Genomic DNA, 26,453 nt, shown 5'->3' on the forward strand with positions numbered 1-26,453 from the left:
AAATACTTCAATGTATGGGGCCTCTGCCGCTTGGGATACCAAGCGGGGCGGTTGAAACTTTCGCCTTCCTTGAACTTGACCAAAATTGAGCATTTTTCAAAGGTCTTAAGGAGTCAGACTCAGGCCCCCGGCCGCCCCTCCCGTATGGAGGAAGGGCCCTCCTGCTGTTGGAGTCTCTCTAGATTTTCTTTGGCGAACTCAATCGTCGGATCAAGCTCCAGGGCGAAGCGGTAGTAAGCCTTGGCCTTCTCCCTGTCTCCCATTTCCCGGTAATTGCTTGCGATGTTGGCATAGTCGATGGCGGATCCGGGATCCAACTCCAGGACCCTTTGAAAACTCCGGATCGCCCTTTCGTGCTCCTTTAGTTTGAAATAGCAAAACCCCTTGAGATTGTAGATATCCGTCCTCTCTGTGTCGTAGCGTTCCGCCTCCTCCAGGGAAGAGAGGGCTTCCTGGTATCTCTCAAGATTTTTAAGGCTTTGTGCCATGTAAGAATATATAGTCGGCACGTCCTGTTCCTTGGGATTTAAATCCAGTGCCTTCCTAAAGCACGCCAGTGCTTGCTCTTCCTCGCCCATGGCCTGATGGCAGGTCCCCCTGTAGAAATGGACATAGTACTTCCCGGGCATCAATTCATCCATTCGTTCCAACTCCGCCATCGCCCGCTCAGGAGAATATTTTTCAGTCAACAACTTGGCCGTGAACATGCCCACGCCGGTATCTCTGGCCCTCTCCCTGAAGTGGGCCCCGGGGATGATGGTATAGAAGGAGGGGATCTCCAGGAGGGGATGCTTGATGTCAATAACCAGGACTTCCATACCGATTTTTTCAAGGGCCGATATGCAGCGCTCCACCTCGATGCGGATGTTGTCATGGGAGAGGTCCGGCATTGCTGAGAGGGGCTTCCCCGGGCCCGTTACCATGGCATACTTGGCCTCCTCCAGGGTCCGGAACTTCGGGAGACCGCTAGCCACGTAACAGGAGCCGGTGTTGAAGTCCCCTGCAAGCTGGGCCACCTCCGTAAGGGCACGGCTCAAGGCCTTCTGGGGACTGGGAGTGGTTCCGGCCGTCCATACGATTTCGCTGGATTGCGGGAAGGTTGAAGGATCATAGGCAAGCACACCGACGGAAGGGATCCCTGTGTCAAGAGAAAAATCCGACGCGAAGAGTCTGACCCCGATCTTCTCGTACTTTCCGATCATCTCGAGCACGAGGGGATCCGTTGCAGATCTGATGTCCAGGGCCTCCAGTCCCTTCTTTTCCTGGCTGATGATCGAGGAAACATGCCTTTCCACCACCTCGCAGATTCCTTGAAGCAGTGCCTCTTCGTTGCAGTTGCCGGCCGACGGACCGTTGAATTCATTGATTGCGAAAAACCAGTCAAAGGGGATCAGGACCTCCCGTTCCCTGGTCAAGTTGTAAGCCTCTGTCCAGCGCAAGGGTATGCCGGAAAAGACCTCCTTTGCCCTTTCCAGGTCGTCCGAGTCGTCATGGACCGAACGGGCGATGATTTCAAAGGGGAGCGCCCGGTCACTGATATTTCGGTACTCCTCAACGATAAAATTCCCGGGATTCTTGCTGAAACTGAAGAAGCTGAAACGTTCCGCGAGCTCCATGACCGCGCTTGCCTCCGCCTGCTGTGGAGTGCCTCCTTTTCCCATTTGTTTTTTCGTTCCAATCACCTCTTCTGCTTCCCTTCCGCAAATACTGAAATAGACCGGAATCCCCAGTCTCCCATTGTCGATCCGAAGGGTCGATTGGAGAATATCCAGACCGACCTTCCGGATCTTCTCCTTGAACCGGCGTACGGTTTCCTCGGGAGACCATATCTTGTCCTGGTCTTGAGTGTAACCTTTGTAAGCGTCATTCAAACGGATTTCATGGGTCATTGTTTCTCTCCCCGTATCTACTTTTTGATACAATCCCGGGCGAGTACGTTCTCACCTGAATCTCTCACTTCAAACGCCCTTCTTCAGTCCTTCTTCCCGTCAAGGGCGCGATTGAGGGCTCCCTGCCTATACCCCCCGAGGTCAAGAGCGACATGCAGAAAGCCGATCTCCAGGAGCCTTCGTGCCGTTTCCTGTCGAAGGCTCCCGGAGAGCATCTCGGGGATATCCTTCTCCTCCAGTTCTATCCTTGCCACGGCCCCGTGGTGCCTGACCCGGAACTGCCGGAAACCTTTCCCCGCCAGAAATTCCTCTGCCTCTTCAACCATTCGGAGGTCATCCATTGTAATGGGGCGGCCGTACGGGATCCTGGTGGCCAGGCAGGCTCCAGCAGGCCTGTCCCAGGTTGAAAGTCCCATTTCTCTACTGAGAAACCGAATTTCTTCCTTTCCAAGCCGAGCTTCCAAGAGAGGCGCAAGGATTCCCAGCTCCATTGTCGCACGGTTTCCGGGCCGGTAGTCTTCCATGTCATCGAGATTGGCGCCATGGGCCACCTTCGATATCCCCTTCTCGCGGGCCAGTGAAAGGATCTTTCGGAAGAGATCCCTCTTACACCAGTAACACCTGTCGGGCCCGTTGGCCAAAAATTCGGGGAGCCGCATTTCCCCGGATTCCAGCAAGGTATAGGGAATACCCCTCTCATCAAGAAAGGCGAGGGCTTCATCCAACTCCCGGCGTGGGTGAACAGGCGAGCAGGCCGTCACAGCCATGACCCTATCTCCCAGGGCCTCCTGGGCCGCCGCCAGAAGAAAAGAACTGTCCGTCCCCCCCGAAAAGGCGACCAAAAGAGAATCGAATGACCGGAGGCGCTCGATCAAAACCTTTTTTTTCTCGAAAGCAGTGATTCCTTCATTCATCACACGACAAAAAATCCAGAGTCTCTCCCTGTAGTCTCCCTTGATGGAAATAAAAACCTATAAGGGGATATTTCCCGTAAATTCCGGCGTAAAGCCACCCCCGGCCCTTCTGGCAAAACCGTACTTGTAGCTTGGGGGGCCTTTTGCAAAATCAACTTAGCAGATAGCGGCGGACCTTTCAAAGCAAATATGGACGCTCCATCTTTTCACCTTTGAGGATAAAAAGGCGGATATTCCCCGGGCAAAGGGGAGGGGCGGCTATATGGAAAAAACAGGGTTTATGAGTTCGTGCCCATCCATAAATGGCCAATTTCCGCAATCTCTGCGTCAGGCTCAAATTTTAATCCTCGAAATACTTCAATGTATTCCTGCGGTTAAAATTTTCGCCTTCCTTGACCTTGAACAAATTTTCTCATTTATGGATGGACACGAGTTCATTCCAGGAGGCTCCCTCCTTTATAGCGGGCTCGGGCGATACCGAACGGCCGAAAAGGGCGTGGAAAAAGGACTTTCGGCTGATTTTTGGGTTGAAATTTCATTTTGGATCGATTAATGTTCCCTGGAAATTCCGTTTTATCCTTGAACCACTTTTCAAAAGGAGGAGGAGCTATGAATAAGGGAGATCTGGTCAACGAAGTCGCCAAGGTCGTGAGCACCAAGAAGGAAGCCCAGGCCGCGGTGGATACCGTGTTCGCAAGCATCACCAAGGCCCTCAAGAAGAAAGACACGGTTACACTGGTGGGTTTCGGTACGTTCAAGGTGGAAAAGAGGAAGGCCAGAAAGGGAAGGAATCCCCAGACAGGAGAAGAGATCAAGATCAAAGCCAAAAAGGTTCCCAAATTCACCCCAGGAAAGGCCCTGAAGGACGCCGTCAAGTAGATATCCTCAAAGGAATTCCCGTGAAGCCCCCACCAGTCCCCCCCCTGGTGAGGGCTTTTTTTGAAGCAAATTTGCCGGGACAGGGGGGGGGGAGTAAGGAGCTTTCTTGATAGGGCCAAACCCCGGTAAATTACGAGGGTGGAGGGCTGTCTTTCTTCAAGTTGTCACCATCAAAGGAGGAAAACATGGCGCAAAAGGATACCTATGAAAGACTGGCTGAACGTCTGTCCCTGTTGGGGATGGGATTTCCGAAGGAAGAAACGCTTCTGGATATTCTTCGAGAGAATTTCTCTCCCCTGGAGGCCGAGGCGGCCCTTGCCCTTCCCACCCGCACCACGCCCCTGAACCCCGTGGAACTTGAAGAGATCGAAAAAGCCTCCTCTATTCCAAGAGAAGAATTGAAGGAGATCTTAGAGGGCCTTGTCAGGAAAGGCCTGCTTTATGCCGGAAAAACCGGATCGGGAGAAAGGGGCTATGCTCTCCATCAGGTGGGCTATGGTTTTCCTCAGACCTTTTTCTGGAAGGGAGAGGAGAGCCCCCATGCCCGGAAGATGGCGAAATTGACCGTGAAGTACTTCAACCGCAGGGTCGTGCGGGAGGGCTACACCGCGGATCCCAAACCCTACCGATATGTTCCCGTAAGGGAGGCGATACAAGGCTGGGGCCGGGCGGCGGTCTACCCCCACCACGCCATGGAAAGCGTGATCGACCAGGCGGACGTCCTTGCTGTGGGCCACTGCCCCTGCAGGATCATTTACCGGCTGAACGGAAGGACCTGCACCCATCCGACCGAGGTCTGCATCAAGTTCAACGATCTGGCCCGCTATGTAATCGACCGGGGGCTTGCCCGAGAAATCACCCGGGAAGAGGCCTGGGAGATCATCCGGTTAGCGGAGGAAGCCGGACTGGTTCATTTCGTAGACAATACCGAGAAGAACATACAGCACAACTGTAACTGCTGCGGATGCGCCTGCTGGAATGTCGGGAATATCCGAAGAAGAAAAATTCCCCGGGATGTGCTCATGGCCACATACTTCCTCCGGGAAACCCTGGAGGAGGAATGCACGGGCTGCGGTCTGTGTGCCGAGATATGCCCGGTGGATGCCATTCGAATGGAGGAAGAAAGCCCCGTCGTGGATACCGAATGGTGTATCGGATGCGGGGTATGCGTTACCAAATGCCCGACCGGGGCCGCAAGGATCGAGCTGCGAGCGGACCGCAGCGGTGAACTTCCCGCAAAAACCTTCCAGGGGCTCCACGAAAAAATTCTGAAGGCAAAGGGCCTGGCCTGACCATGAACAGAATTGTCTGTTTATGGATGCACACTATCTCCCTTCTTAACGATATTCCTTCAGTATAAACTGAACCTCTTCCCGCAAGTAGCGGAGGTAGTCCAGTTCCTCCTCGCCTGGCGCGGCCGCCCCGGACTTGATCTCTCTTCTGAGGATATCCAGGTCCCTTTCGAGGTCCAGGATGGCGTTCAACACAAGGTCCCCGTAGTCAGGGGCGGGTTCTGCCACCCCCGGGGCCTCCACGGCCATCTCCCTGGGCTTCAGGATCAGCCTCTCTTTCCACCTCGGCACGTGAACGGAGAGTTTCAAGTCCGCCCGGATTTTTTCCGCCAGGGTCTCGCTGGCCCTGGGTTCACCGTGGACCACAAAGACCCGCGGATTGCTCTCGAAGTGGGAGATCCAGTCCAGGATGTCCGCCTGGTCTGCATGGGCCGAGAAGCCCCCGATGGTGAAGACCTTTGCCTTGACCCGGATGTTTTCTCTGAAAATACGGACCTGCTTGGCCCCGTCCACAATTTTCCTGCCCGTTGTTCCCTGGGCCTGGAAACCCACGAAAACGATACTTGCCCCTTCCCGCCACAGGTTGTGTTTGAGATGGTGTTTGATTCGGCCGGCGTTGCACATTCCGCTGCCCGCGATGACGATGGCGGATCCCGGGGTCTCGTTGATCGCCATGGACTCCTTTGTGCTTTCAGTGAAATGGAGATGGGGCAGATCAAAGGGATCAAATCCCCTGTCCACGATCGCCCTTGCCTCGTCATCATAATACTTCTTGTTTTTACGGAAAATCTCAGTGGCCTTGATGGCCAGGGGGCTGTCCAGGTAGATCGGGATGTCGGGCAGCCGCCCTTCCCTGAAAGACTCGCCCAGGATATACAGGATTTCCTGGGTCCTCTCTACGGCAAATGCGGGGATAAGGATCTTCTCTCCCTTAGAAACGCTGAATTGAACGGCTTCGAGTAGTTCTTCCTTGCTCTCATCGAAGGAACGGTGAAGGCGGTCTCCGTAAGTGGATTCGATGAACAAATAATCGGCGTCAAAAATCTCATGGGGGTCTTTTACGATCAATTGATTCTTTTTTCCGATATCCCCGGAAAAGACTACCTTCAAGGTCTCCCCCCCTTCCTCGACCCAGAGTTCCAGAATAGAAGACCCCAGGATATGTCCCGCGTTTCTCAATCGTGCCCTAATCCCCGGCTCCACTTCCAGGATCCGGTCGCGCTCCACGGGAGCCAGGTACTTCAGGCTGTTTTCGGCATCCCGAGTCGTATAAAGGGGGAGAATACCCCCCCTGTCCTGCCGTCTGTTCTTTCGGGTCTGCCATTCCGCGTCCATCTCCTGGATGTGTGCCGCATCGAGGAGCATGATGGTGCAGAGCTCCGCCGTGGGAGAAGAGGTGATGATCCGGCCCTTGAAGCCGTCCTTTACGAGTTTGGGGATCTTTCCGCTGTGATCGATGTGGGCGTGGGTGAGGAACAGGGTGTTTACAGCACCCGGATCAAAGGCCCAGGGCTCACGGTTCCGGTCCTCCATCTCTCTCCCTCCCTGGAAGAGCCCGCAGTCCACCAGTATCTTCTTTCCCCTGGAACTTTCCACCAGGTAGCAGGATCCGGTCACGGTCCCCGCACCACCGAGGCAGGTCACCTTTAGCATTGACTTCTCCTTTCCTCTTCAGTTCTTCTTGAAATGAAACATATTCTCATCACTCTTCTTGCCCTGTAACGCTTCCAATGGGAAGAAGACAGAAAGAAACCGGCCGAAACACAGAGAACCCGTCGGCCCGGATGGCTGAGCGTATTCGGGGATTCCCGGTTCGCCACGCACAAAAAACCTATGTCGGCTTTTCGATTTCACGTCCTCTTACCGAAACGACCCCAGGCGCCATCTCCGGCTGGAACGCCGAGCCCTTCTCATCACCCGGGAGTAGAATACCGGATGCACTGTCCCAGGTAATTCTTAACAAGAAGGACGCCGGAATCTTCCCCCAGGATATAGCGGGGAAGAAGAGGAATCTTCCCTTTGCCGCCCGGGAGATCCAGGACGAAGTGGGGGATGCACATGCCGGAAGTATGCCCCTGCAAGGCCTCAATGATCCCAAGGCCCCGATCCAGGGGAGTCCAGAAATGGGCGGTGCCCCTCGCAAGGTCCGCCTGAAAAAGGTAGTAAGGTCTTACGCGGATCCTCAAAAGGTTTTGCATCAGGGCCTTCATGATGCCCGGATCATCGTTCACACCCCGCAAAAGGACCGTCTGGCAACCCAGAGGTATGCCGGCATCCGCCAGTCTCCGGCAGGCCTCAGCGGCCTCCGGAGTGACCTCGGCGGGATGGTTGAAATGGGTGTTGATGTATAGGGGATGGAAGGCCTTGAGAATACGCACGAGCCGCGAAGTCACCCGCTGCGGGAGTGTGCAGGGGACGCGGGTGCCGATTCTCAGGATCTCCACGTGGGGGATCTCTCGAAGCGCCTTCAAAATATCAAGAAGTTCCTCGTCCCTGAGCAGCAGGGGATCTCCGCCCGACAGGAGGACGTCTCGAACGGCCTTCGTGCTCCGGATATAGGAAAGTCCCTCCCTTATCGTCTCCTTACTCACCATGGAAGGTCGACCGACCTTTCTTTTCCGGTTGCAAAACCGGCAGTACATGGCGCATTGGGCGGACACGAGGAAGAGGACCCGATCGGGATACCTGTGGGTAAGCCCCGGTACCGGAGAGAGGTCCTCTTCCCCCAGGGGATCCTCGAATCCCCTGGTATCACGGATTTCCCGGAGATCGGGAACGGCCTGCTCATAGAGCCCGTCTCCCTTCTCCTTGATCAACCCAAGGTAGTAAGGATTGATACGCATGGGGTAGCGGGCCGTGACCTCCGAAAGGTCGCCGGTGGCCAGGTGGGCCGGGAGTTCGTCGGGACTCGTGATACTTCGCGCGAGGATCTCCCGCCACGTTTCTCGTGATCTCCCGGGTCTCCGGGTTCTTCGGGGGGCTCTACCGCCCTTTGCCCGCTCAATATGGGAAGAATGATGATAGATGGCGCTCTCCCTCCAGGTGGCCCCACTTGTAATGCAATTCGCCCGGTTTTTCAAGGAACTTAGGGGTACTCACGGCGTCCGGATTCCGGTTCCTCTGCTGCAAGGATGTGGTGAGCGGGTTTTAACATTGATAAAATCTTTGTTTACCTTTAGAATGGCTGAAAATTCAACAGATAGCGAGGCAGAAATGGATTTATTTCAGGCTATCATGGAGAGGAGAAGCACCAGGGCCTTTCTGGAAAAACCCGTGGAAAGAGAAGTCCTTGAATCCCTTTTGACATACGCCATCCAGGCTCCCTCCGCCATCAACATCCAGCCGTGGGAATTGACCGTCGTATCCGGAGAAGAGAAGAAGAGGCTGAGCAGGCTGCTGATAAAGAGGATGCGCGAGAGGAACATTTCCTGCGCTCCCGGGGCCAAAAGACCTTTGCCCGAGTACTTCGTGGACCGCCAGAGGGGCCTGCTGGAGAGCATGCGTCCTTACCTTCCCGAAGAACTGCCATTCCAGGAGTTCGTCAACGAGGGAAGCTGCAATTTTTACGGGGCCCCGACCGCCATCATCGTCTCCATTGACCAGGTATTCTCGAGTGCCCGGCTGACAGACATCGGAATCCTCGTGGGGTATCTCGTCCTGGCCGCCCACGGGCTCGGCCTGGGGACTTGCCCCATCGGCCTGATCACGGCCTTCGGCGATGACATCAAGGAGGAATTGAACCTCTCGGAAGACAAGCAGGTTGTAATAGGTATCGCCGTCGGATACCGGGATCCGGAAGGGCCGATCAACAAGTCCAGGTCCGAAAGGGTCCCTCTCAAGGAAGTGGTGACCTGGCGGGAATAGACCCCTGTCTGAATAGACCCCCGTCTCCCGCTTCCCCCCTTGGCTTCCGGGGCGGACACCTGATTTGATTCACCATGATAGGGGACCCCACCTTTGGGAGGGGGAGCATATCGCACCCGTTTCTCAGGGGATAAACAGGAGAATGGATGGAACCGATCCCATTTCACTGGAAAGGCGGGGAGGCCGTGCCTGGCCGGGATCGGGTACTAGGGTAAACCAACCTGGGAGTCAAGCCGATGAAAAAGAACAAACAGGTGGTCACCTTTCTTGGAAAGGACACGGAATTTGAAGGAAGGCTGAACTTCAACGGAAGCATTCGCATTGACGGTCATTTCAAGGGCGAAATCCACTCCGACGGAAACCTTATCGTGGGGGAAGAAGGGATGATCGAGGCCGATATGCACGTCGGATTCCTCGTGATCCGGGGGGAGGTCCATGGAAACATAATCGCCGATCAGCGCGTCGATATCCGGGCACCGGGTAAGGTTTTCGGAAACGTGCAGGCCCCTACAGTCGTGATCGACGAGGGTGTCATTTTCGAGGGTCAGACCCGGATGTATCAGGCGAGGGCAGTGCAGGCCGACTCATCGGATGTGGTGGATTCGGCCCAGTACGCCGGCGGTCCGCCCCAAAACCTGACGGCGATCTATGGGGTGATCAGCGAAGAGGGGACCGGGAAACCCATACGAAATGCCGAGGTGCGCGTAAAGGGTGACGAGAAAAAGGAGACCCAGTCGAATGCCTCGGGCTATTACGAGCTGATCCACCTCAGGGACGGGAAGTGGAAAGTCAAAGTCAAGGCCAAGGGTTATCGAAAGGTGGAATCGGTGATCGAGATATCCGGCGGCGGCGCCCATAAGCAGGACTTCGCCCTTCAACCCAAAAAGGGCCGTAAAGAGCCTCCCCGGGAAATCCCGACGTAAAACAGCGCACAGGGATCAAAACAGGACCTCCATGAGGCCGTTGATTGAATCCAGCCCCAGGAGTTCCATCCCTTCCTCCCTGCTTGATTCATGCTGGTTGGTAGTGGAAAGAATACACCGGGTAAACCCCATTTTTCTCGCCTCGTTGATGCGCATATGGGGCCGACTCACGGCCCGGATCTCGCCAGCCAAACCGACTTCTCCGAAAAGAACCGTGTTTTCCGCCACCGGCTTATTAATAAAGCTTGATATCAGGGCGGAAATGATTCCCAGGTCCGCCGCGGGCTCATCCACCTTCAGTCCTCCGGCGACGTTCACGAAGATGTCCTGGTCCCCCATCTCAATGCCCAGCCTCTTCCCGAGAACGGCCACCAGAAGCGATATCCGGTTGTGGTCCACGCCGATCGCCGTGCGCCTGGGCATACCCAGGGGACTGGGGCCTACCAAAGCCTGGATTTCCAGCAGGACCGGCCGGGTTCCTTCTATGCAAGGGATGACCACGGACCCGGACGCCCCCTCCGGCCTCTCCTCCAAAAAGATGCGGGAGGGATTGCCCACCTCCTCCAACCCCGTGTCCTTCATTTCAAATACACCGATCTCATTGGTGGATCCGTAGCGGTTCTTTACGGCCCGAAGGATCCGGAAGGCATGGGTCCCGTCTCCCTCGAAATACAGAACCGTGTCCACCAAATGCTCCAGCACCTTGGGTCCTGCGATGGCCCCGTCTTTGGTAACATGGCCGACCAGGAAGGTTGGTGTGCCCGTTTTCTTCGCCCAGGCCAGGAGCCGGGAAGCGACCTCCCTGACCTGGCCCACGCTCCCGGGAGCCGAGGAGAGCAGATCCGTGTAAAGGGTCTGGATGGAGTCCACCACCAGCAGGTCGGGGGGCATCCGCTCCATTCGCTCGAAGAGGTCCTCCAGGCAGGTCCCGGTGAGCACGTAAAGATCGTCTGAATGGACGGAGAGGCGTTCTGCCCGGAGTTTGATTTGCTGGGGGGATTCTTCGCCCGAAAGGTAGAGGGCCTTCAGCCCCTGGGTGGCGAATCTATAGGCGGCCTGGAGCACCAGGGTCGATTTCCCGATGCCCGGATCGCCCCCGATCAACACGAGGGATCCGGGAACAAGGCCCCCGCCCAGGGTACGGTCGAATTCCTGAATGCCGGTCCTGATCCTGAGCTCCGGGTCGAGGGGAACAGCATTGATGGGACGGGGATCCCCCATTTCCCGCAATGGCTCCCTTTCCCTTCCGGACCCCAAGGACTCCTCTACAAGGGAGTTCCACTCGCCGCAGTCGGGGCAGCGTCCCATCCACTTGGGGGATTGGTAGGCACAGTTCTGACATACGAAAAGAATTTTTTTCGACTTCACCATCGGATACCCTGAAAGGCTCTTCATGGAGACCTTTGAAAAACGCCCCCTTTTGCCCAATCTCTGCGCCTGCCTGTGCCGGGCCTATCTGCCGTTCCGACGGGACAGGCAGGCACGGCAGACAGGTCAGACTCAAATTTTAATCCTCGAAATACTCCAATGTATTCCTGCGGTTAAAATTTTCGCCTTCCTTGACCCTTGGACAAAATTGAACATTTTTTAGGTTTTCACCCTCTGCCGGTATCTTGGAAAAGAAACCGGTAGCATTGTTTTTCATGGGAGGGAAGGTGTCAACGAAAATTATGTCTTTTTGAAACCTCAGGGCGAAGAAGGCATCTATAGTACCAGCCCCCGGGGTCACCTTGTTGACAAAGGGCTTGGGCGGTGTTACGGTTTAAGCTGTCATTCAAAGCATTTAGTCATGGAAAGGAGATCTTTCTTATGGGAAACGTAATGGAAGTCACTGACGAAACCTTTGAGGCGGAAATCGAGAAGTCGGAGATTCCCGCCATGGTGGATTTTTGGGCCGATTGGTGTGGGCCTTGCAAAATGATCGGCCCTGTGGTGGAGGAACTCGCTGCCGAATACCAGGGAAAAATCAAGATCGCCAAGATGAATGTGGACAACAACCGCGAAACCCCGGCAAAGTTCGGTATACGAAGCATTCCCACCCTCATCCTGTTCAAGGGAGGGGAAGTCGCCCAGACCATCATCGGGGCTCAACCCAAAAGTTATATCGAGGAAGAGATCAAGAAGGTCCTGTAGATGCACGATGTAATCATCATAGGCGGAGGGCCTGCAGGGTTGACTGCGGGCCTTTACAATGCCCGGGCGAGACTGGATGTCCTGCTTCTTGAAAAGTTGAGTCCAGGAGGCCAGGTACTTACGACCGATTGGGTGGAAAACTACCCCGGTTTCCCTGAAGGCGTCTCCGGATTTGAACTCATGGACAGGATGAGACGCCAGGCCGAAAACTTCGGTCTCGTGATAAAAAACAAGGAAGTACTGGGCCTTGAATTCCACGGGGCCCGGAAAGTGGTCCGAACCTCTGATGAACATCTTGAAGCCAAGGCCCTGATTCTCGCATGCGGGGCGACCCCCAGGAAACTGGGGATCGAGGGAGAGGACCTCCTTGTAGGCAAGGGGGTCTCTTACTGTGCGACCTGTGACGGAGCCTTCTTCCGGGACCAGGAGGTTGCGGTGATCGGTGGAGGGGATACTGCCGTGGAGGAAGCCCTCTTCCTGACACGTTTTGCAAGTAAGGTCACCCTGATTCACCGAAGGGACGCCCTGCGGGCCACAAGGGTATTGCAGGAAAGGGCCATGGCGGAGGAGAAGATTGAATTCCTGTGGGATACAGTGCCTGTGAAGATCCTCGGGAATACCGCCGTGGAAGGGATTGAACTAAGAAATGTCAAGACCGGCGAGACTTCAGAAAAGCAGGTCAAAGGGATCTTTGTCTTCATCGGAACGAATCCCAACACCGAGCTGGTGAAAGGCCTTCTCGAACTGGATGAGAACGGATTCATCGTCACCGACAACAAGATGGAAAGCTCCGTTCCGGGCGTTTTTGCAGCCGGGGACGTTCGCTCCAAGCTTCTTCGCCAAATTTCCACCGCGGTGGGAGAAGGAGCGGCGGCCTCCTTTTCGGCCGAACGGTACCTGGAAGGTCTTGGTTCAGGGTAGGGGGAATGACCATGCCCACATCATGGAAGGTTTTGAAGCTATTGGTTTTAAGTCTTGCTTCGGTTTTCCTCCTCGGAGGATGCTCGATGATCGACGATTATCTCTTCGGGGGGGGGGAAGAAATGAATCCCGCCGAACTCATGGCCCGGGGCATGGAAAAGATGGACAAGGGCCAATACAAAGCGGCCGTAGAGTCCTTTCAAATGATCAAGGACCGATACCCTTACAGCAAATACGCCGTCCTGGCGGAGCTGAGGATGGCCGACGCCCTTTACCGGACGGAAGAATACGATGCCGCCTTTGAGGCCTACGATGAATTCGAAAAACTCCATCCCAAGCACAAGCATATCCCTTACGTCATTTACCAAAAGGGCATGTGCCACTTCAGGCAGATGCGGAGCAACGACAGGGAGCAGTCTCACACCCTCCGGGCAAAGGAGGAATTCGAGCGCCTGATCCGGCGTTTCCCCAGGGATGACTATGCACACCTGGCCCGAAAAAATATACGAAAGTGCCTGATTTTCCTTGCTGAATACGAACTCAACGTGGGCCATTTCTACTTCAAGATGGGAAAATACAAGGCGGCCCTGGCCAGATACGATTATATCATTAAAAATTACCCCGACATGGGACAATACAGCGAGGCCCTGGAATACATCAGCCGATGCAAACAGAAGCTTGCGGAAGGAGAAAAGAAGAAAGAAAAAAAGGGGTGAAAGTGAAAGGTGAGATGTAAGCCTGGGGGCGTTTCGAGAACGAAGCCCCCCCAGGTTGTTTACTTTCGTGAACCTAATGAACCTCCCTCAGGCAAGCCGCAGGGGATCATAAGTTGTTCTGGTCTTTTCAACGCAGCAAGCTGCGGGGAATCAGGCCGTGAGAAAAATTAAAGCCCCTCGGCCACCAGATCGAATGTAGAGGAGAGTGCTGAATCCAGGGCCTCCGGCCTGCTCCCTCCCCCTTGGGCCATATCCGGCCTGCCGCCGCCTTTTCCGCCCACCTTTTCGGCCAATCGGCGAATGATTTCCCCTGCCTTGAAACGCTCCTGCAAGTCGTCAGTGACGATGCAGATGAGGAGGGCTTTGTCCGGCCTTTTGGACCCTAGTACCGCGATTCCGGAATCCAGTTTCTCTTTCACCCGGTCGGCGAATTCCCTCAGTTCGCGGGGTGAGTCAGCATCCACTTCACGAACCAGCACCTTGACTCCTCCAACCTCACGAATCCCTGAGAGAAGGTCCCCGGATTGCAGGGAACGAAGCCTGGCCTTCAGGGACTCTATCTCGCGGTCCATTGATTTCTGTTGTTTCAAGAGTCTCTCGGCCCGGTCCTTGAGTTGATCCGGGGAAGTCTTCAAGAGAGAAGAGACCTCTTTCAGCTCGCTTTCCTGAGACTGGACGAATTCCAGAGCAGCCTCGCCGGTCAGGGCCTCGATTCGCCGCAGATTGGCCCCAACGGCACTCTCACTCACGATCTTGAAAAGGCCGATGTCTCCCGTTCTTGCCGTGTGGGTTCCTCCGCAAAGTTCCATGCTCACCCCGTCCCCGATCCGAACCAGGCGAACCCTCTCCCCGTACCGTTCTTCGAAGATGGCCATGGCCCCGGTATCCAGGGCCTCCTGCCTGTCCATCTCTTGGATGGAAAGGGGGTGGTTTTCCCGAATACGCCGGTTTACGAGACGTTCCACTTCCCGGAGTTTTTCGGGATCCACCTGGGTAAAATGGCTGAAGTCGAAGCGAAGGCGCTCCGGGGAAACCAGGGAGCCGGCCTGTTTGACGTGGTCCCCGAGGACCTCCCTCAGGGCCGCGTGGAGAAGATGGGTGGCCGTGTGGTTGCAGGCCGTGGCCCTTCTCTTGGCGGCGTCCACCCGGGCCTCAACCAGATCACCCTTGGAGAGCCGGCCTTGCAGGACTTTGCCCTGGTGGACGATGAAGTCCTGGCCGAATTTGAGCGTTCCCAAGATCTCCACCTGCAGGTTCTCACCGCTGAGCCAACCCTTGTCCCCGACCTGTCCCCCGGCCTCGCCGTAAAAAGGAGTTCGGTCCAGAAGCACCTCCACCTCGTCTCCCGCACCGGCGGAGGGCACCTCTTCACCCTCCATGAGAAGGGCCGTCACCTCGCAAGGGGAGACGAGCTGCCCGTAGCCCACAAAGACGCTGGAAAGACCCTCCGCCGCCAGTTTGCGGTAGACCTCCGGGATCTCCTCTTCCCCGCTGCCCTTCCAGGACTCCTGGGACTTTCGCCGCTGCCGGTCCATGGCCTCCTCATAACCCGGAAGATCGACCCGAAGCCCCTCTTCCCTGGCAACGTCCACGAGGATGTCGACCGAAAGCCCGTAGGTATCGTAAAGTTTGAAGGCCACTTCTCCCGGGATGGTGTCTTCTCCCTTGGTTCTCAGGGTCTCGATCTCTTCTCTCAATACCCTCATGCCATGGTGAAGGGTATCGGCGAAACGTTTTTCCTCACTGAGCACGACACCCTCGATGAAGCTCCTGGAAGCCGTCAGTTCCGGGAAGTCTCCGCCCATAAAATCGATCACCTTGTCCGCGATGAGGTGAAGGAAGGGCTCCTCGATGCCCAGGACCTGCCCGAACCGGATGGCCCTGCGGATAATCCTTCTCAGGACATAACCCCTACCCTCGTTGGAAGGCATCACGCCGTCCCCTATGAGAAAGGCGGCTGCCCGGGCGTGGTCGGCGATCACCCTGAAGGATACGTCCTGCCGGGTCTCTTCTCCGTATTCCTTGCCAGCGATCTCGGAGATCCCCCGGATGATGTCCCTGAAAAGATCCGTATCATAATTGCTCTTTACTCCCTGGACCACGGCGGCCAGTCTCTCAAGTCCCATGCCGGTATCGATGCTGGGCCTTGGGAGGGGATGAAGGGTGCCGTCGGGATCGCGATTGAATTGCATGAAGACCAGGTTCCAAATCTCCAGGTAGCGGTCGCACTCGCACCCGGGTGCGCACTCAGGTCTTCCACAGCCCACGGACTCTCCTTGATCGATCAGGATTTCCGAACAGGGCCCGCAGGGTCCCGTATCCCCCATGGCCCAGAAATTGTCCTTCTCCCCCAGGCGGACGATCCTCTCGGCGGGCACGCCGATCTGCTTCTCCCATATTTTGTATGCCTCGTCGTCTTCCCTGAATACGGAAACATAAAGGCGGTCCGCCGGCAGCCCGTAGCCTTCCGTCAGCAGTTCCCAGCTCCAGGATATGGCCTTCTCTTTGAAATAATCACCGAAGGAGAAGTTCCCGAGCATTTCAAAGAAGGTATGATGTCTCGCGGTATATCCCACGTTCTCCAGGTCGTTGTGTTTCCCCCCGGCCCGGACGCACTTTTGGGAGGTCACAGCCCGGTTGTAGCTCCTCTTCTCCTCTCCCAGGAACAGCCGCTTGAATTGCACCATGCCGGCGTTGGTAAACAACAGGGAGGGATCCTCCCTGGGGATGAGGGGGGCGCTGGCGACCCTCTCATGCCCGCGTTCCGTAAAAAAGTCGAAAAATTTCTGCCTGATTTCTCTGAAATCCATTGATCAATCCTTTGCCTTCTTTTCTTCGGCTTCCTCCTCTGTCTTGATCAGGCCGGTCTTTTCCCTGATCATACGGGTAAGACGCTCCAGGGTGTCCCGGTTTTCCGCAAGGAACCGCTTGACATTCTCACGGCCCTGACCCAGCCGTTCTCCTTCAAAGGAATACCATGCTCCGCTCTTCTCCACGATTCCCATGGAGACGCTCAAGTCCAGGATGTCTCCTTCCCTGGAAATGCCCCTCCCGTAAATAATATCGAATTCGGCCTCCTTGAAGGGGGGGGCGATCTTGTTTTTTACTACCTTGACCCGGGTCCGGTTCCCAACCACCTGGTCCCCTTCCTTGATGGCCCCTATGCGCCGGATATCCAATCGCTGGGAGGCGTAAAACTTGAGCGCATTGCCGCCCGTGGTGGTCTCGGGGCTCCCGAACATGACCCCGATTTTCATCCGGATCTGGTTGATGAAAATAACGCAGGTCCTGGACTTGCTGATGGTGGCCGTGAGTTTCCGGAGGGCTTGGGACATAAGACGGGCCTGGAGCCCCACGTGCTGGTCTCCCATCTCTCCCTCAATCTCGGCGCGAGGGACGAGCGCGGCAACGGAGTCGATGATCAAGACATCGATAGCTCCGCTCCTTACCAGGATTTCCGCTATGTCCAGGGCCTGTTCCCCTGTATCGGGCTGGGAGACGAGCAGGCTGTCCACGTCAACCCCGAGCCTCCTGGCATAACCTACGTCCAGGGCGTGCTCCGCATCGATAAAGGCCACCATGCCGTCCAACATCTGGGCCTCTGCGGCGATATGGAGAGCGAGGGTCGTTTTTCCAGATGATTCGGGACCATAAATCTCCACGACCCTTCCTCTGGGTACTCCCCCGACACCGAGAGCCAGATCCAGCGCCAGAGAACCGGTCGGGATGGCCGGGATATCCACCACCCTTTCCTCGCCCATCTTCATAATGGAACCACGGCCGAACTGCCTTTCGATTTGGGAAATGGCCTGTTGAACCGCTCGTTCCCTATCCGATTGCTTTACCATGCATTACCCTCCCTCGCTCGGGCCTTTGGCCGGCATCCTCAAAAAACGGGCGAAGCGGGGAAAAGACCTTAAAAATTGAGGATTCACGCCGGCCGGCCCTTCCTGTTTCAGGACCGAAACTCCTGCGATCCGGCAAAACTCATTGATTTGCCGGTGAAAAAACAACGCCGATCAAGGTTCATGTTTAAGGTTATACGTCCCAAAGTAAATCAACCTCTCCTGTATAAACCAGAAAACGCCGCACGGCAATACCCGAGGATTCGACATGAAAACCCCTGGGAGGACATCCCTTACACACCTTTCAGTCCTTACTTCTTCCCGACAAGGGGCCACTCTGCCAATCGCGAATAGATCGCACCGGTCGGCTTCAAGGTGCTTTTGAAAAAGGTCAGCCGATCCAATCGGCACTCGGGACCTTCCAGATCCCGATATTTCGAGAAAATTTCCTCCAGCGGAGAACCGGGGCCGGGAGGCCTTCTGAAGCGGCCCAGGGTAAGATGTGGTCTGAAGGGCCGATCTTCCCGCTCCACCCCGAAATCCTCCAGTGCTTCCCGAAGGGAATCCCTGAAGGCGGAGAGCCTTTCCCCTTCCCCCCTGAGCCCGATCCACAAGACCCTGGGTCTTCGGCTGTTTGGGAAACAACCTATTCCATTCAGGGAAAGGCGAAAGGGTCCGTATCCTTCGCAGACGACCCTGAGCTTCTCCTTTATGGGATCAACGTCTCCGACAGGGATGTTTCCCAGGAAGACCATGGTCAGGTGGATATTACCAGGCCTTACCCACCGCGCCTCCAGCGGGGTCTTCCGGAGATCCGCCGCCACTGCGTCAATGGCGGCCATCATCTCCCCGGGCAGTTCAAATGCCAGAAAGGAACGGATTTCCATCCAGATAACGTCTCAGCCAATCCAAGGCCATCATGGCCGTATTTTGCTTGATTTGGATCCTGGTGCCCCAGAATCGATATCTCCGGGAAAAGGTCTCTTTCGATTCCGTCAAAGCAATATGGACCGTTCCCACGGGTTTGTCCCTACTTCCCCCGTCGGGCCCCGCTATGCCTGTCACGGCAAGACCGATATCGGTCTTCATTCTGTCCCTCACTCCACGGGCCATCTCCCGGGCCGTCCCGTCGCTCACAGCGCCCACCTTCTCAAGGGTCCTTGGAGACACCCCCAGCAGGTCCACCTTGGCCTGGTTGCTGTAAACCGTCATGCCGCCCATAAAATAGGCGGAACTTCCAGGAACATTGGTCAAGAGATGTCCGATGAGCCCCCCCGTGCAGGACTCGGCCACCGACACCGTCATGGCCTTTTCCCTCAACCGTTCACCGACCACCGATTCCATGGTCTGGTTCCCTGAGGTGAAGATGTAAGGATCCAGGATCTCCCGGATTTCCTTCTCCATTCGATCCAGTTCCTCCGTCACCCCGGCCTCGTCACGCCCACGCAAGCTCATGGTGATATGATTTTCCGGAAAATGAGGATAAAACCCAAGGATCACGTCCCTGCGCTTTTGGAGTAGTTCTTTCAATACATCTGCTATCTTTGGTTCGCTCAGCCCGTAAAGCTTCAGGATCCTTTGCCGCATGACCGGAAGCGTTTCATACCGGGCCAGGATTTCGGGGAGCACGAACTTATCCATCAAAAAGCGCATCTGATCCGGCACCCCGGGAAGAAAATAGAGGCGGACACTGTCCTTGGATAAGGAGAAACCGCAGAAATTTCCTTCGGGATGAAGCATGCTGGAACCTTCCGGCATCCAAGCCATCTTCTCCAGGGATGGAGAAAGCTCGATTCCCCTGACCTCCACATATTTCTTGATCCGTTGAAACATCTGCTTATCGAAGCGCAGGGGTCGATCCAAGGCCTGGGCCGCGATCTCACAGGTCATGTCGTCTTCCGTGGAACCGAGTCCCCCCGTGACGATAACGAAACGGGAATCCCTGACAGCCTCGGTAAGCGCCCTTGAAACCCTTTCGGGGTCGTCCCCCACAGTGGTGATACGGGTCACCTTCAGGCCCGACGCCGTGAGCCTTCCTGCGGCATACCAAGCGTTAAGGTCCATGGTCCTGCCGGAAATCAGCTCATTTCCGATGGTGATGATCTCCCCGTACATCGGTCCTCTCTCCCGGGCCGGGGTAACTCCCCCCGGTGCAGAAAAGCAGAGAATCAAAAGATCCATAGAAAAAGCCTCAGGGCCAGGTTGGCATAAAGCCCTGCCATGAGGTCATCCAGGAGGATCCCCTTGCCCCCTTCAAACCGTTCGAGTCTTTTTACGGGATAGGGTTTGAGGATATCGAAAACGCGAAAGAATACGAACCCCGCCGCCAGGGTCGCTCCGCTTATGGGGACGAGGAAAAGAGTTACAAGGAACCCGGCGACTTCGTCAATTACGATCTCCCCGGGATCCGGCCTGTCTAAAATCCTCGCCGCCTTTCCCGAACTCCAGAGGGCCAGGAAGATAAAAAGTACAAGCGCTGTCACGGCCCACGGAAGCCCCAAGAAAGAAAAGGCCACCGCCAGAGGAACGGCCCCCAGGGTCCCCATGGTCCCGGGCGCCCTGGGAACAAGCCCCATGCCGAACCAGACCGACAGCCATAAGGCCGTTTTTTCGGAAAAATCGGCTTTTTTTAAAGAGTTCCAGAAAGCCAACCTATCAGATTGAAGAGCAGACATCAAGACGCTATTCCGTTATTTAGGGCCCATCCATAAATAGGCAATTTTGTTCAAGGTCAAGGAAGGCGAAGATTTTAACCGCAGGAATACATTGAAGTATTTCGAGGATTAAAATCTGAACCTGACCTGTCTATCGTGCCTGCCTGCCCCTTGGAATGGCAGATAGGTCCGGCACGGGCAGGCGCAGAGATTGGGGAAAAGGGCCATTTATGGATGGGCACTATTTAGGGCAGGGAACCGAAGGTTCCTCGCTCTTTTATGGTCATTGTTTGAACCCGGATTATGCAATTGCCAAGTTTGCCGAAGATGCAAGGCGTAAGGTGCCCCAGACTACTTTAGTACTTCGAGCGCCTTACAACGCAGCAGATTCGGCAAAATCGGCAATCCCGAAGGGTGACAAATTTTGAATAGATTTGATGTTTCCTGACTGCACCTTTTTGGTGAATGTAATCTGGCCTGGAGAGATATCCAACAGTCTACAATCATTAAACAAATGACTTCTTTCAAAATTTGTCATGCATAATCTGGGTTGAAAGCTCTCTCCCGAGTTCTTCCCCTCACTTCCTGCCGGTGGAAATGATCCAGGCGTAGATTTCCTTGAGCGGGACCCCCTCCCGTTCGGCTATTCTCCTGCAGGCCTCGTATTCGGGGACTGGGGTCCATCGACCATCCGGCCCTTGGACCCGCTTCACAGCCAGTTTGCCCCAGGGGCTTTCCAACTCCTCCTCTAAACGCGGGAGAATCCGCCTCCGGACGTGCTGGAAGCGCACCCCCAAGGTGGTACTTTCCCTGAACAAGATCTCCATCAGGGCATCCCGCCGGCTTGGGGGTCCCAGCACCTGGACCAGGATACCGGGTCGGTTCTTTTTCATATACGCAGGGAGAAAAACCACGTCCAATGCCCCTGCGTCGAAAAGCCGGTCCATAAGGAACCCGAGCCATTCCGGATTCGTATCATCCAGATTCGCCTCGAGGACGGCAACGGTGTCTCCTTCCCGTCCGGATTGAGACCTTCCTACCAGGATTCGGAGGAGATTTGGCCTGTCGGGCAATCTTTGCGTGCCCACCCCGTATCCCACGTCCTCAACCGTCATTGCCGGCATGCCCCCGAACCCTTGAACGAGAGTCTTTAGGAGTGCCGCGCCTGTGGGGGTGACCAGTTCGGCCCGTAGTCCTGAATCATAGACGGGAGCCCCCTTGAGAATCCCCAGGGTGGCCGGGGAGGGAACGGGAATGGTTCCGTGACGGGTCTCCACGAATCCCGAGCCCAGAGGCAAGGAAGAGGCCCATAGGGTATGGATCCCCAAGAACTCCAGTCCGAACACGGCCCCGGAAATATCAACGATGGAATCCACGGCCCCCACTTCGTGAAAGTGCACCTTTTCGGGAGAAAGGTTGTGGATCCTGGCCTCCTCCCGGGCAATGGTTTCGAAAACCTCCAGAATCTTCTCTCTGGCGCCGGAACTGAATCCGGAGGACTCAAAGATACTCCGAATATCAGGGAGGGTTCTGTGGGGCTGACGGACTTCCTCAACCTCCACGAGAAAACGGGTTCCGAAAAGGCTGTTCCGTTCTTCTTTTCTGGCCTCAATCCGATAACCGGAAAGGGGAAGGGAAGATAGGACCCCTTCAAGCTCACGGATGGGCAGCCCCAGATCCAGCAAGGCGCCGACCAGCATGTCCCCGCTGATCCCGGAAAAACAGTCAAGATAAGCTGTTTTCATTCATCCCTTCCTTCAACCCGAACCTGCTTCGTTATCGACCGGGTACTATAAAAAATCCAGCACGGTCGATACCTTGCACCTCCGGCAAACTCGACGCCTCCAGGATTCAGGTTCGATTCATTCCGTCCCGAATCCTTGATCCCTATGCCCGCAAAAAATCCGATTGAAATCTCCGCTGGAAAGAAATGAATTTCCCCCCATTCCCCGAATGGGACAATAAACCAAAAATATGCGAGGCCTCAATGAAAAATCGGGCAGGGATCCATAAGTCCCCGCCCCTTTCCCAATTTCGATTCCTTCGAGCAGGCATCCCGGCATCCATCTCATGCCCCACTCCTTACGGCCCAAGATGTCACGAGGTCTCGGGGGAGCCGCCCCCGAAAGGACGCCTTCGACGAAAATCCGGGAAAAATGGGGACGGTGAAGGCCCCCTTCCCCGGGGAGATTCCGGAAACTGAACAAAAAGACGGTCGAACCCGAGGTCGAGGGCATGATTGTATATCGTCTCGAATTCCTCCCTTTTCAGGTATCGGTTCAGATCATCGTCCTTCTGGGGAAGGGCGGGAGTGTACTGGGACATGAGGCTCAGGGGAAGATGCGGACCGAATTCCAGGAAAAGGGAGGTAAGGGCATCCAGGGAATTCTGGATCTTTCCGGGAAGGATCAGGTGCCGGACCAGAACCCCTCGTCGCGCCACGCTCCTCCCGGTCTCAAAGGAATCAAGGAAGCCTTTCTGGCGGACCATTTCAGAGATGGCATCAAGGGCCACGGCCGGGTAATCCCTGCATTTCGAGAACCTCCTGGAAAGGAACGCGTCCGCATACTTGAAATCCGGAAGGTAGATGTCCACTACGTCCCGGGCCATCTCAAGCATCCTCTTCGACTGGTATCCGGACAGATTGTAGACGATCGGGAGTTCGTATCCCTTGCCCCGAAGAGCGGAGACCAGGTGATGGACGTGGGGGAAAAAATGATCAGGGGTCACTAGGTTGACGTTATGGACCCTGTCCTCCAGGATCATCGCCTCAACTCGCTGGATCAGACTCCCTATAGTAATCTTTTCACCCAACCCTCCCCGTGAGATCTGGTGGTTCTGGCAGAAGGAGCACTGAAGTGAGCAGCCGGAGAAGAAAACGGTTCCGGACCCATGCACCCCCGAAATCGGAGGTTCTTCACCGAAATGGGGGCCCACGTAAGATACCCGAAGCAGAGAGCTTTCCCCGCAATATCCCAAACTGACCCCTCCCGTTCCTTCCGCCTCTTCTTCTAGGCGGTTCACCCTGCATTCCCTCGGGCATAAGCGGCAAGATTCGTAACAACCGTAAACACCCAAGGCTGTCCCAGTCACCGATTTTTCAGAGATCTCCGCTATCATCGACCCGTCCCTTACAATATTTCAATTCAAATAATGTATACCATCCATTGGAAAAAAGGGACACGAAAAGGAAACTTGATAATAGGAACGACTTATTTTATTGTGCAACACCTATGTCGGGATAATAATTCTGACCCGTTCAGACTCGAACCAAAATCTTGAAATGAAAAAGAGGTGAACCTATGGAATACTCGGTAAGCCCCGGAGGAGAGAGATTCAAACTTCCGGAAGAAGAGGATTACCGCAAGGAATTCGAAAGACTGTCAAAGCTCGTCCAGGAACACCGGTCGGAGGGGCGGGAAATCGTGGTGGTCATGGGCCTGGGATTTGTCGGGGCGGTCATGGCCGGGGTCATCGCCGATTCGGTGGACAAGGAAACCGGGGTCCCCAACAAGTTCGTCATCGGGATGCAGAGGCCGAGCACGAGGAGTTTCTGGAAAATCCCCCTCCTCAATCGTGGAATCTCTCCGGTCAAGGCCGAGGACCCTGAGGTGGATCCGATGATTGAGCGCTGTGTCAATCGGAAGAAGACCATGACCGCAACCTTCACTTACGATGCTCTCAAGCTCGCAGATGTGCTTGTGGTGGATGTGCAGTGTGATTTCGTGAAGCAGGACCTGGGCAACCTGCGAAGCGGACAAGCAGAGATCAGCGCACTGGAGGAAAGCTTCAAGATAATCGGGCAAAAGATCGATCCCCGGTGCCTGGTACTGATTGAAACCACTGTCCCGCCCGGAACTACCGAATACGTAGCCTATCCCCATATCAAGAAGGCCTTTAAGAAGAGGGGCATCCAGGAAGAGCCCTTGCTGGCCCACAGCTTCGAGCGGGTTATGCCGGGGAGGAATTACGTGAGTTCCGTTCGGGACTTCTGGCGGGTCTGCAGCGGTATCAATGAAGAAAGCAAAAGGCGGGTCACCCGATTCCTCTCCGAGGTCCTTAACGTGGATGACTATCCCCTGACGGTGCTGGAAAGGCCCATTGAGAGTGAAACCTGCAAGATCGTGGAAAACAGTTACCGGGCCACGATCCTGGCCTTCCTGGACGAGTGGAGTCTGTTCGCGGAAACCAACGGGGTGGACCTGATCAAGGTCATCAATGCCATCAAAGTCCGGCCCACCCACAACAACATCATCTTTCCGGGCCCTGGAATCGGAGGTTACTGCCTGCCCAAGGACGGGGGACTGGGCCTCTGGGCCTACAAACACCTCCTGGGTTTTGAAAACGACATTTTCAAAATCACTCCCGAGGCCATCAATATCAATGATACCCGGGGGTTACACGCGGCCCAACTGGTGCGGGACGCCCTGAGGAATATGGGGATGATACCGGCGGCCTGCCAGGTAACCGTGTTAGGGGCCTCTTACCGGGAGGACGTGGGCGATACCCGATACAGTGGTTCTGAAATCATTGTCAGGAAACTGACGGAGATGGGAGCGGAGGTTCGGGCCCATGACCCTTACGTGAAACACTGGTGGGAACTGGAAAAGCAGGACACTTACCCGGCGGTAGGAGCAAGTTGGTCCAGGTTCTTCAGGAATCAGGACCATCTGAAGGACTTCCGGATGACCAGGGATCTTGAGGAAGCGCTTCGAGGCGCGGACGCCGTCGTGCTGGCCGTCCGGCACAAAGAGTACCTGGATCTGGATCCGGACGAAGTGGTCGAAATGATAGGCGGTCCGGCCGCGATCGTGGATTGTTTCGGGATCCTGGATGACCGGAAAATCGAGAGATATTTCGAACTGGGATGCGAAGTCAAAGGACTGGGAAGAGGCCATATCAACCGGATCAAAGATCGGGTACGAAAAAGGGTAATGGGTAAAAAAACCCCCACAAAATAGAAGTTTTTTATATTTTTACACCCTGTTTTTTACTTGACCCTCAATAGGGTATTGACTATACTCCGCTTCGAAAAAGCCCGGGAAGGTTCCGGAAAATCCGTGGAAGGGAACAGTGTCCAGGCTGACCCGTCCAAGGGGAAGTTTTTATTCTGGACAAAATTTCACCTGGAACCAATAAAACCTTTTTCCGAAAGGAGGACCATGATGATCAAAAGAATGTCCCTGTTTTTCTTCGTAGCCTTGTTGGTGAGCTCTTTAGGCTTTTCGGTCTGTGCCGCTGATGAATGGGGAACCATCACCATTCCTGCAGGCAAACCGATCAAAATCGCCATGGGAGCCATGTTAACCGGCGATTACGCCAGCCTGGGTATTGACATCAAGAACGGGGCCGAAATGGCAATCCTGGAAAAGGGGAGCATCCTGGGCCATCCCCTGAAATTTCAACCGGAAGACGATGGATGCGCCGGTCCTCCATCCGTTGCCATCGCCGAGAAGGTGTGTAACGATCCCCTCGTGGTGGGCCTCATCGGCTATATGTGCAGCGGCGGAAGCAAGCCCGCATCCGATGTCCATAACAAGTACAAGGTAGTGATGATTTCACCCTCCTCAACGGCCTTAGAATTAACCGCCAGAGGGATTCCAATCTTTTTCAGGACTTGCTGGAACGACAAGATCCAGGCCAAGAGGGCGGCTGAATTCGCCATCCACAAGGGATGGAAAAGAGTGGTTGGACTTCATGACAAGAGCGACTACGGCCAGAGTCTGGCACGGGACTTCTGCGACAACGTGAAGGCCATGGGCGGCAAAGTGCTTGCCTTCGAAGGCATCACCCGGGGCGACAAGGACTTCACCCCGGTGCTGACCAAAATCAGGCCCCTCAAACCCCAGTTGATCTATTTCGGTGGAATGGCGGCGGAAGGAGTCCTGATCGTCCGGCAGATGAAACGGGCTGGCCTCCGGAAGGTAAAATTCCTCAGTGACGACGGATGCTTCACGGTCAAGGACTTCATCCAGGCGGGCGGTGATGCTACTGTCGGGTCTTACGTATGCTACGCCAAGGAACCTGATGAGGCATGGGTGAAAAAGTTTGAGTCCAAGTACGGCCCACGGCAAACCTTCTCCCCTCAGGCCTATGATGCAGCCAAAATCCTGATGGCCGCTGTTGAAAAGGTCGCCAAGAAGCAACCTGATGGATCTCTTATCATTGGAAAGAAGGCCCTCAGGGATGCCGTAGCAGCTACCAATATGGAAGGCATCACGGGGAAGATCGCCTTTGATCAATATGGTGATCGGACCGGGTCCGTCGTGGTCGTTTACCAGGTCGTGAAGGAAAACGGAAAGAGGTTCTTCAAGATGGAGGACTTCTAATTGAAACCCACTCGGCCTGAAAAAGGACCTTATTGCTGATCCGTGAACAAAAGGCCGAGGAACCTCTCGGCCTTTTGACATCAGCAATGGGTTG

General features: G+C 55.3%; 22 protein-coding genes. 10 read left to right on the forward strand and 12 right to left on the reverse strand.

Annotated elements, in window-relative coordinates:
- Window positions 1-119: 119 nt before the first annotated feature.
- Complete coding sequence (locus JRF57_08495) at window positions 120-1,889, reverse strand: YcaO-like family protein (GenBank protein ID MBW2303734.1); 1,770 nt, start codon at window positions 1,887-1,889, stop codon at window positions 120-122.
- A gap of 83 nt (window positions 1,890-1,972) precedes the next feature.
- A complete protein-coding gene (gene larE / locus JRF57_08500) occupies window positions 1,973-2,803 on the reverse strand; it encodes an ATP-dependent sacrificial sulfur transferase LarE (GenBank protein MBW2303735.1) in 831 nt (276 codons plus the stop codon).
- A 262-nt stretch (window positions 2,804-3,065) separates the two neighbouring features.
- Here larE and JRF57_08505 point away from each other — a divergent pair, with 262 nt between their 5' ends.
- The 3 genes from JRF57_08505 to JRF57_08515 all read left to right on the forward strand — a co-directional run bounded on the left by JRF57_08505 (window position 3,066) and on the right by JRF57_08515 (window position 4,974).
- Entirely contained in the window at window positions 3,066-3,356 is a 291-nt protein-coding gene (locus JRF57_08505; GenBank protein ID MBW2303736.1) for a hypothetical protein, read from the forward strand.
- 56 nt (window positions 3,357-3,412) lie between these two features.
- On the forward strand, window positions 3,413-3,682 hold the full coding sequence (locus JRF57_08510) for an HU family DNA-binding protein (GenBank protein ID MBW2303737.1): 270 nt from the start codon (window positions 3,413-3,415) through the stop codon (window positions 3,680-3,682).
- Between the two features lie 185 nt (window positions 3,683-3,867).
- The gene (locus JRF57_08515; GenBank protein MBW2303738.1) at window positions 3,868-4,974 is read left to right on the forward strand and encodes a 4Fe-4S binding protein; all 1,107 of its coding nucleotides are present in this window, start codon (window positions 3,868-3,870) and stop codon (window positions 4,972-4,974) included.
- A 45-nt stretch (window positions 4,975-5,019) separates the two neighbouring features.
- On the opposite strand, the gene JRF57_08520 is transcribed toward JRF57_08515, so the two are convergent.
- A complete protein-coding gene (locus JRF57_08520; protein ID MBW2303739.1) occupies window positions 5,020-6,627 on the reverse strand; it encodes an MBL fold metallo-hydrolase in 1,608 nt (535 codons plus the stop codon).
- Between the two features lie 260 nt (window positions 6,628-6,887).
- On the reverse strand, window positions 6,888-7,979 hold the full coding sequence (locus JRF57_08525) for a KamA family radical SAM protein (GenBank protein ID MBW2303740.1): 1,092 nt from the start codon (window positions 7,977-7,979) through the stop codon (window positions 6,888-6,890).
- A 208-nt stretch (window positions 7,980-8,187) separates the two neighbouring features.
- On the opposite strand from JRF57_08525, the gene JRF57_08530 reads away from it, so the two are divergent.
- On the forward strand, window positions 8,188-8,838 hold the full coding sequence (locus tag JRF57_08530) for a nitroreductase (GenBank protein MBW2303741.1): 651 nt from the start codon (window positions 8,188-8,190) through the stop codon (window positions 8,836-8,838).
- Between the two features lie 236 nt (window positions 8,839-9,074).
- The gene (locus JRF57_08535) at window positions 9,075-9,761 is read left to right on the forward strand and encodes a polymer-forming cytoskeletal protein (GenBank protein MBW2303742.1); all 687 of its coding nucleotides are present in this window, start codon (window positions 9,075-9,077) and stop codon (window positions 9,759-9,761) included.
- A 15-nt stretch (window positions 9,762-9,776) separates the two neighbouring features.
- On the opposite strand, the gene radA is transcribed toward JRF57_08535, so the two are convergent.
- Complete coding sequence (radA, locus tag JRF57_08540; protein MBW2303743.1) at window positions 9,777-11,132, reverse strand: DNA repair protein RadA; 1,356 nt, start codon at window positions 11,130-11,132, stop codon at window positions 9,777-9,779.
- Window positions 11,133-11,570: 438 nt separating this feature from the next.
- Here radA and trxA point away from each other — a divergent pair, with 438 nt between their 5' ends.
- From trxA to JRF57_08555, 3 genes are read left to right on the forward strand one after another with little or no spacing between them, the layout of a single operon-like run.
- Window positions 11,571-11,894, forward strand: a complete 324-nt coding sequence (trxA, locus tag JRF57_08545; GenBank protein ID MBW2303744.1) for a thioredoxin — start codon at window positions 11,571-11,573, stop codon at window positions 11,892-11,894.
- On the forward strand, window positions 11,895-12,815 hold the full coding sequence (gene trxB / locus JRF57_08550) for a thioredoxin-disulfide reductase (GenBank protein MBW2303745.1): 921 nt from the start codon (window positions 11,895-11,897) through the stop codon (window positions 12,813-12,815).
- A gap of 11 nt (window positions 12,816-12,826) precedes the next feature.
- Window positions 12,827-13,531 carry an outer membrane protein assembly factor BamD gene (locus tag JRF57_08555; protein ID MBW2303746.1) on the forward strand — a complete coding sequence of 235 codons (705 nt, stop codon included), beginning with the start codon at window positions 12,827-12,829 and terminating at the stop codon, window positions 13,529-13,531.
- A 167-nt stretch (window positions 13,532-13,698) separates the two neighbouring features.
- Here the strand turns inward: JRF57_08555 and alaS are convergent, their stop codons facing one another.
- The 7 genes from alaS to JRF57_08590 form a co-directional block, all read right to left on the reverse strand.
- Window positions 13,699-16,341 (reverse strand): alanine--tRNA ligase, encoded by a 2,643-nt coding sequence (gene alaS, locus JRF57_08560; protein ID MBW2303747.1) that lies wholly within the window; start codon window positions 16,339-16,341, stop codon window positions 13,699-13,701.
- Window positions 16,342-16,344: 3 nt separating this feature from the next.
- The gene (gene recA / locus JRF57_08565) at window positions 16,345-17,379 is read right to left on the reverse strand and encodes a recombinase RecA (protein MBW2303748.1); all 1,035 of its coding nucleotides are present in this window, start codon (window positions 17,377-17,379) and stop codon (window positions 16,345-16,347) included.
- A gap of 308 nt (window positions 17,380-17,687) precedes the next feature.
- Window positions 17,688-18,263, reverse strand: a complete 576-nt coding sequence (thpR, locus tag JRF57_08570) for an RNA 2',3'-cyclic phosphodiesterase (protein ID MBW2303749.1) — start codon at window positions 18,261-18,263, stop codon at window positions 17,688-17,690.
- The gene (locus tag JRF57_08575) at window positions 18,235-19,491 is read right to left on the reverse strand and encodes a competence/damage-inducible protein A (protein ID MBW2303750.1); all 1,257 of its coding nucleotides are present in this window, start codon (window positions 19,489-19,491) and stop codon (window positions 18,235-18,237) included. Before JRF57_08575 ends, thpR begins: the two co-directional genes overlap by 29 nt.
- Before the next feature lie 53 nt (window positions 19,492-19,544).
- Window positions 19,545-20,051 carry a phosphatidylglycerophosphatase A gene (locus tag JRF57_08580; protein ID MBW2303751.1) on the reverse strand — a complete coding sequence of 169 codons (507 nt, stop codon included), beginning with the start codon at window positions 20,049-20,051 and terminating at the stop codon, window positions 19,545-19,547.
- 557 nt (window positions 20,052-20,608) lie between these two features.
- Window positions 20,609-21,775, reverse strand: a complete 1,167-nt coding sequence (larC, locus tag JRF57_08585) for a nickel pincer cofactor biosynthesis protein LarC (GenBank protein ID MBW2303752.1) — start codon at window positions 21,773-21,775, stop codon at window positions 20,609-20,611.
- A gap of 352 nt (window positions 21,776-22,127) precedes the next feature.
- Entirely contained in the window at window positions 22,128-23,150 is a 1,023-nt protein-coding gene (locus JRF57_08590) for a radical SAM protein (protein ID MBW2303753.1), read from the reverse strand.
- 182 nt (window positions 23,151-23,332) lie between these two features.
- On the opposite strand from JRF57_08590, the gene JRF57_08595 reads away from it, so the two are divergent.
- Both JRF57_08595 and JRF57_08600 read left to right on the forward strand, forming a co-directional pair.
- Window positions 23,333-24,991 (forward strand): nucleotide sugar dehydrogenase, encoded by a 1,659-nt coding sequence (locus JRF57_08595; protein MBW2303754.1) that lies wholly within the window; start codon window positions 23,333-23,335, stop codon window positions 24,989-24,991.
- A 201-nt stretch (window positions 24,992-25,192) separates the two neighbouring features.
- A complete protein-coding gene (locus JRF57_08600) occupies window positions 25,193-26,359 on the forward strand; it encodes a branched-chain amino acid ABC transporter substrate-binding protein (GenBank protein ID MBW2303755.1) in 1,167 nt (388 codons plus the stop codon).
- The last annotated feature ends 94 nt before the right edge of the window (window positions 26,360-26,453 follow it).

This window comes from Deltaproteobacteria bacterium, assembly GCA_019310525.1.
Classification (GTDB): domain Bacteria; phylum Desulfobacterota; class DSM-4660; order Desulfatiglandales; family HGW-15; genus JAFDEE01.

Excerpts from the sequence above, each read along its gene's own strand:
- JRF57_08495 (MBW2303734.1), bottom strand. The coding sequence starts at position 1,889 with ATGACCCATGAAATCCGTTTGAATGACGCTTACAAAGGTTACACTCAA.
- larE (MBW2303735.1), bottom strand. The coding sequence starts at position 2,803 with ATGAATGAAGGAATCACTGCTTTCGAGAAAAAAAAGGTTTTGATCGAG.
- JRF57_08505 (MBW2303736.1), top strand. The coding sequence starts at position 3,066 with ATGGAAAAAACAGGGTTTATGAGTTCGTGCCCATCCATAAATGGCCAA.
- JRF57_08510 (MBW2303737.1), top strand. The coding sequence starts at position 3,413 with ATGAATAAGGGAGATCTGGTCAACGAAGTCGCCAAGGTCGTGAGCACC.
- JRF57_08515 (MBW2303738.1), top strand. The coding sequence starts at position 3,868 with ATGGCGCAAAAGGATACCTATGAAAGACTGGCTGAACGTCTGTCCCTG.
- JRF57_08520 (MBW2303739.1), bottom strand. The coding sequence starts at position 6,627 with ATGCTAAAGGTGACCTGCCTCGGTGGTGCGGGGACCGTGACCGGATCC.
- JRF57_08530 (MBW2303741.1), top strand. The coding sequence starts at position 8,188 with ATGGATTTATTTCAGGCTATCATGGAGAGGAGAAGCACCAGGGCCTTT.
- JRF57_08535 (MBW2303742.1), top strand. The coding sequence starts at position 9,075 with ATGAAAAAGAACAAACAGGTGGTCACCTTTCTTGGAAAGGACACGGAA.
- radA (MBW2303743.1), bottom strand. The coding sequence starts at position 11,132 with ATGGTGAAGTCGAAAAAAATTCTTTTCGTATGTCAGAACTGTGCCTAC.
- trxA (MBW2303744.1), top strand. The coding sequence starts at position 11,571 with ATGGGAAACGTAATGGAAGTCACTGACGAAACCTTTGAGGCGGAAATC.
- trxB (MBW2303745.1), top strand. The coding sequence starts at position 11,895 with ATGCACGATGTAATCATCATAGGCGGAGGGCCTGCAGGGTTGACTGCG.
- JRF57_08555 (MBW2303746.1), top strand. The coding sequence starts at position 12,827 with ATGCCCACATCATGGAAGGTTTTGAAGCTATTGGTTTTAAGTCTTGCT.
- alaS (MBW2303747.1), bottom strand. The coding sequence starts at position 16,341 with ATGGATTTCAGAGAAATCAGGCAGAAATTTTTCGACTTTTTTACGGAA.
- recA (MBW2303748.1), bottom strand. The coding sequence starts at position 17,379 with ATGGTAAAGCAATCGGATAGGGAACGAGCGGTTCAACAGGCCATTTCC.
- thpR (MBW2303749.1), bottom strand. The coding sequence starts at position 18,263 with ATGGAAATCCGTTCCTTTCTGGCATTTGAACTGCCCGGGGAGATGATG.
- JRF57_08575 (MBW2303750.1), bottom strand. The coding sequence starts at position 19,491 with ATGTACGGGGAGATCATCACCATCGGAAATGAGCTGATTTCCGGCAGG.
- JRF57_08580 (MBW2303751.1), bottom strand. The coding sequence starts at position 20,051 with ATGTCTGCTCTTCAATCTGATAGGTTGGCTTTCTGGAACTCTTTAAAA.
- larC (MBW2303752.1), bottom strand. The coding sequence starts at position 21,775 with ATGAAAACAGCTTATCTTGACTGTTTTTCCGGGATCAGCGGGGACATG.
- JRF57_08590 (MBW2303753.1), bottom strand. The coding sequence starts at position 23,150 with ATGATAGCGGAGATCTCTGAAAAATCGGTGACTGGGACAGCCTTGGGT.
- JRF57_08595 (MBW2303754.1), top strand. The coding sequence starts at position 23,333 with ATGGAATACTCGGTAAGCCCCGGAGGAGAGAGATTCAAACTTCCGGAA.
- JRF57_08600 (MBW2303755.1), top strand. The coding sequence starts at position 25,193 with ATGATGATCAAAAGAATGTCCCTGTTTTTCTTCGTAGCCTTGTTGGTG.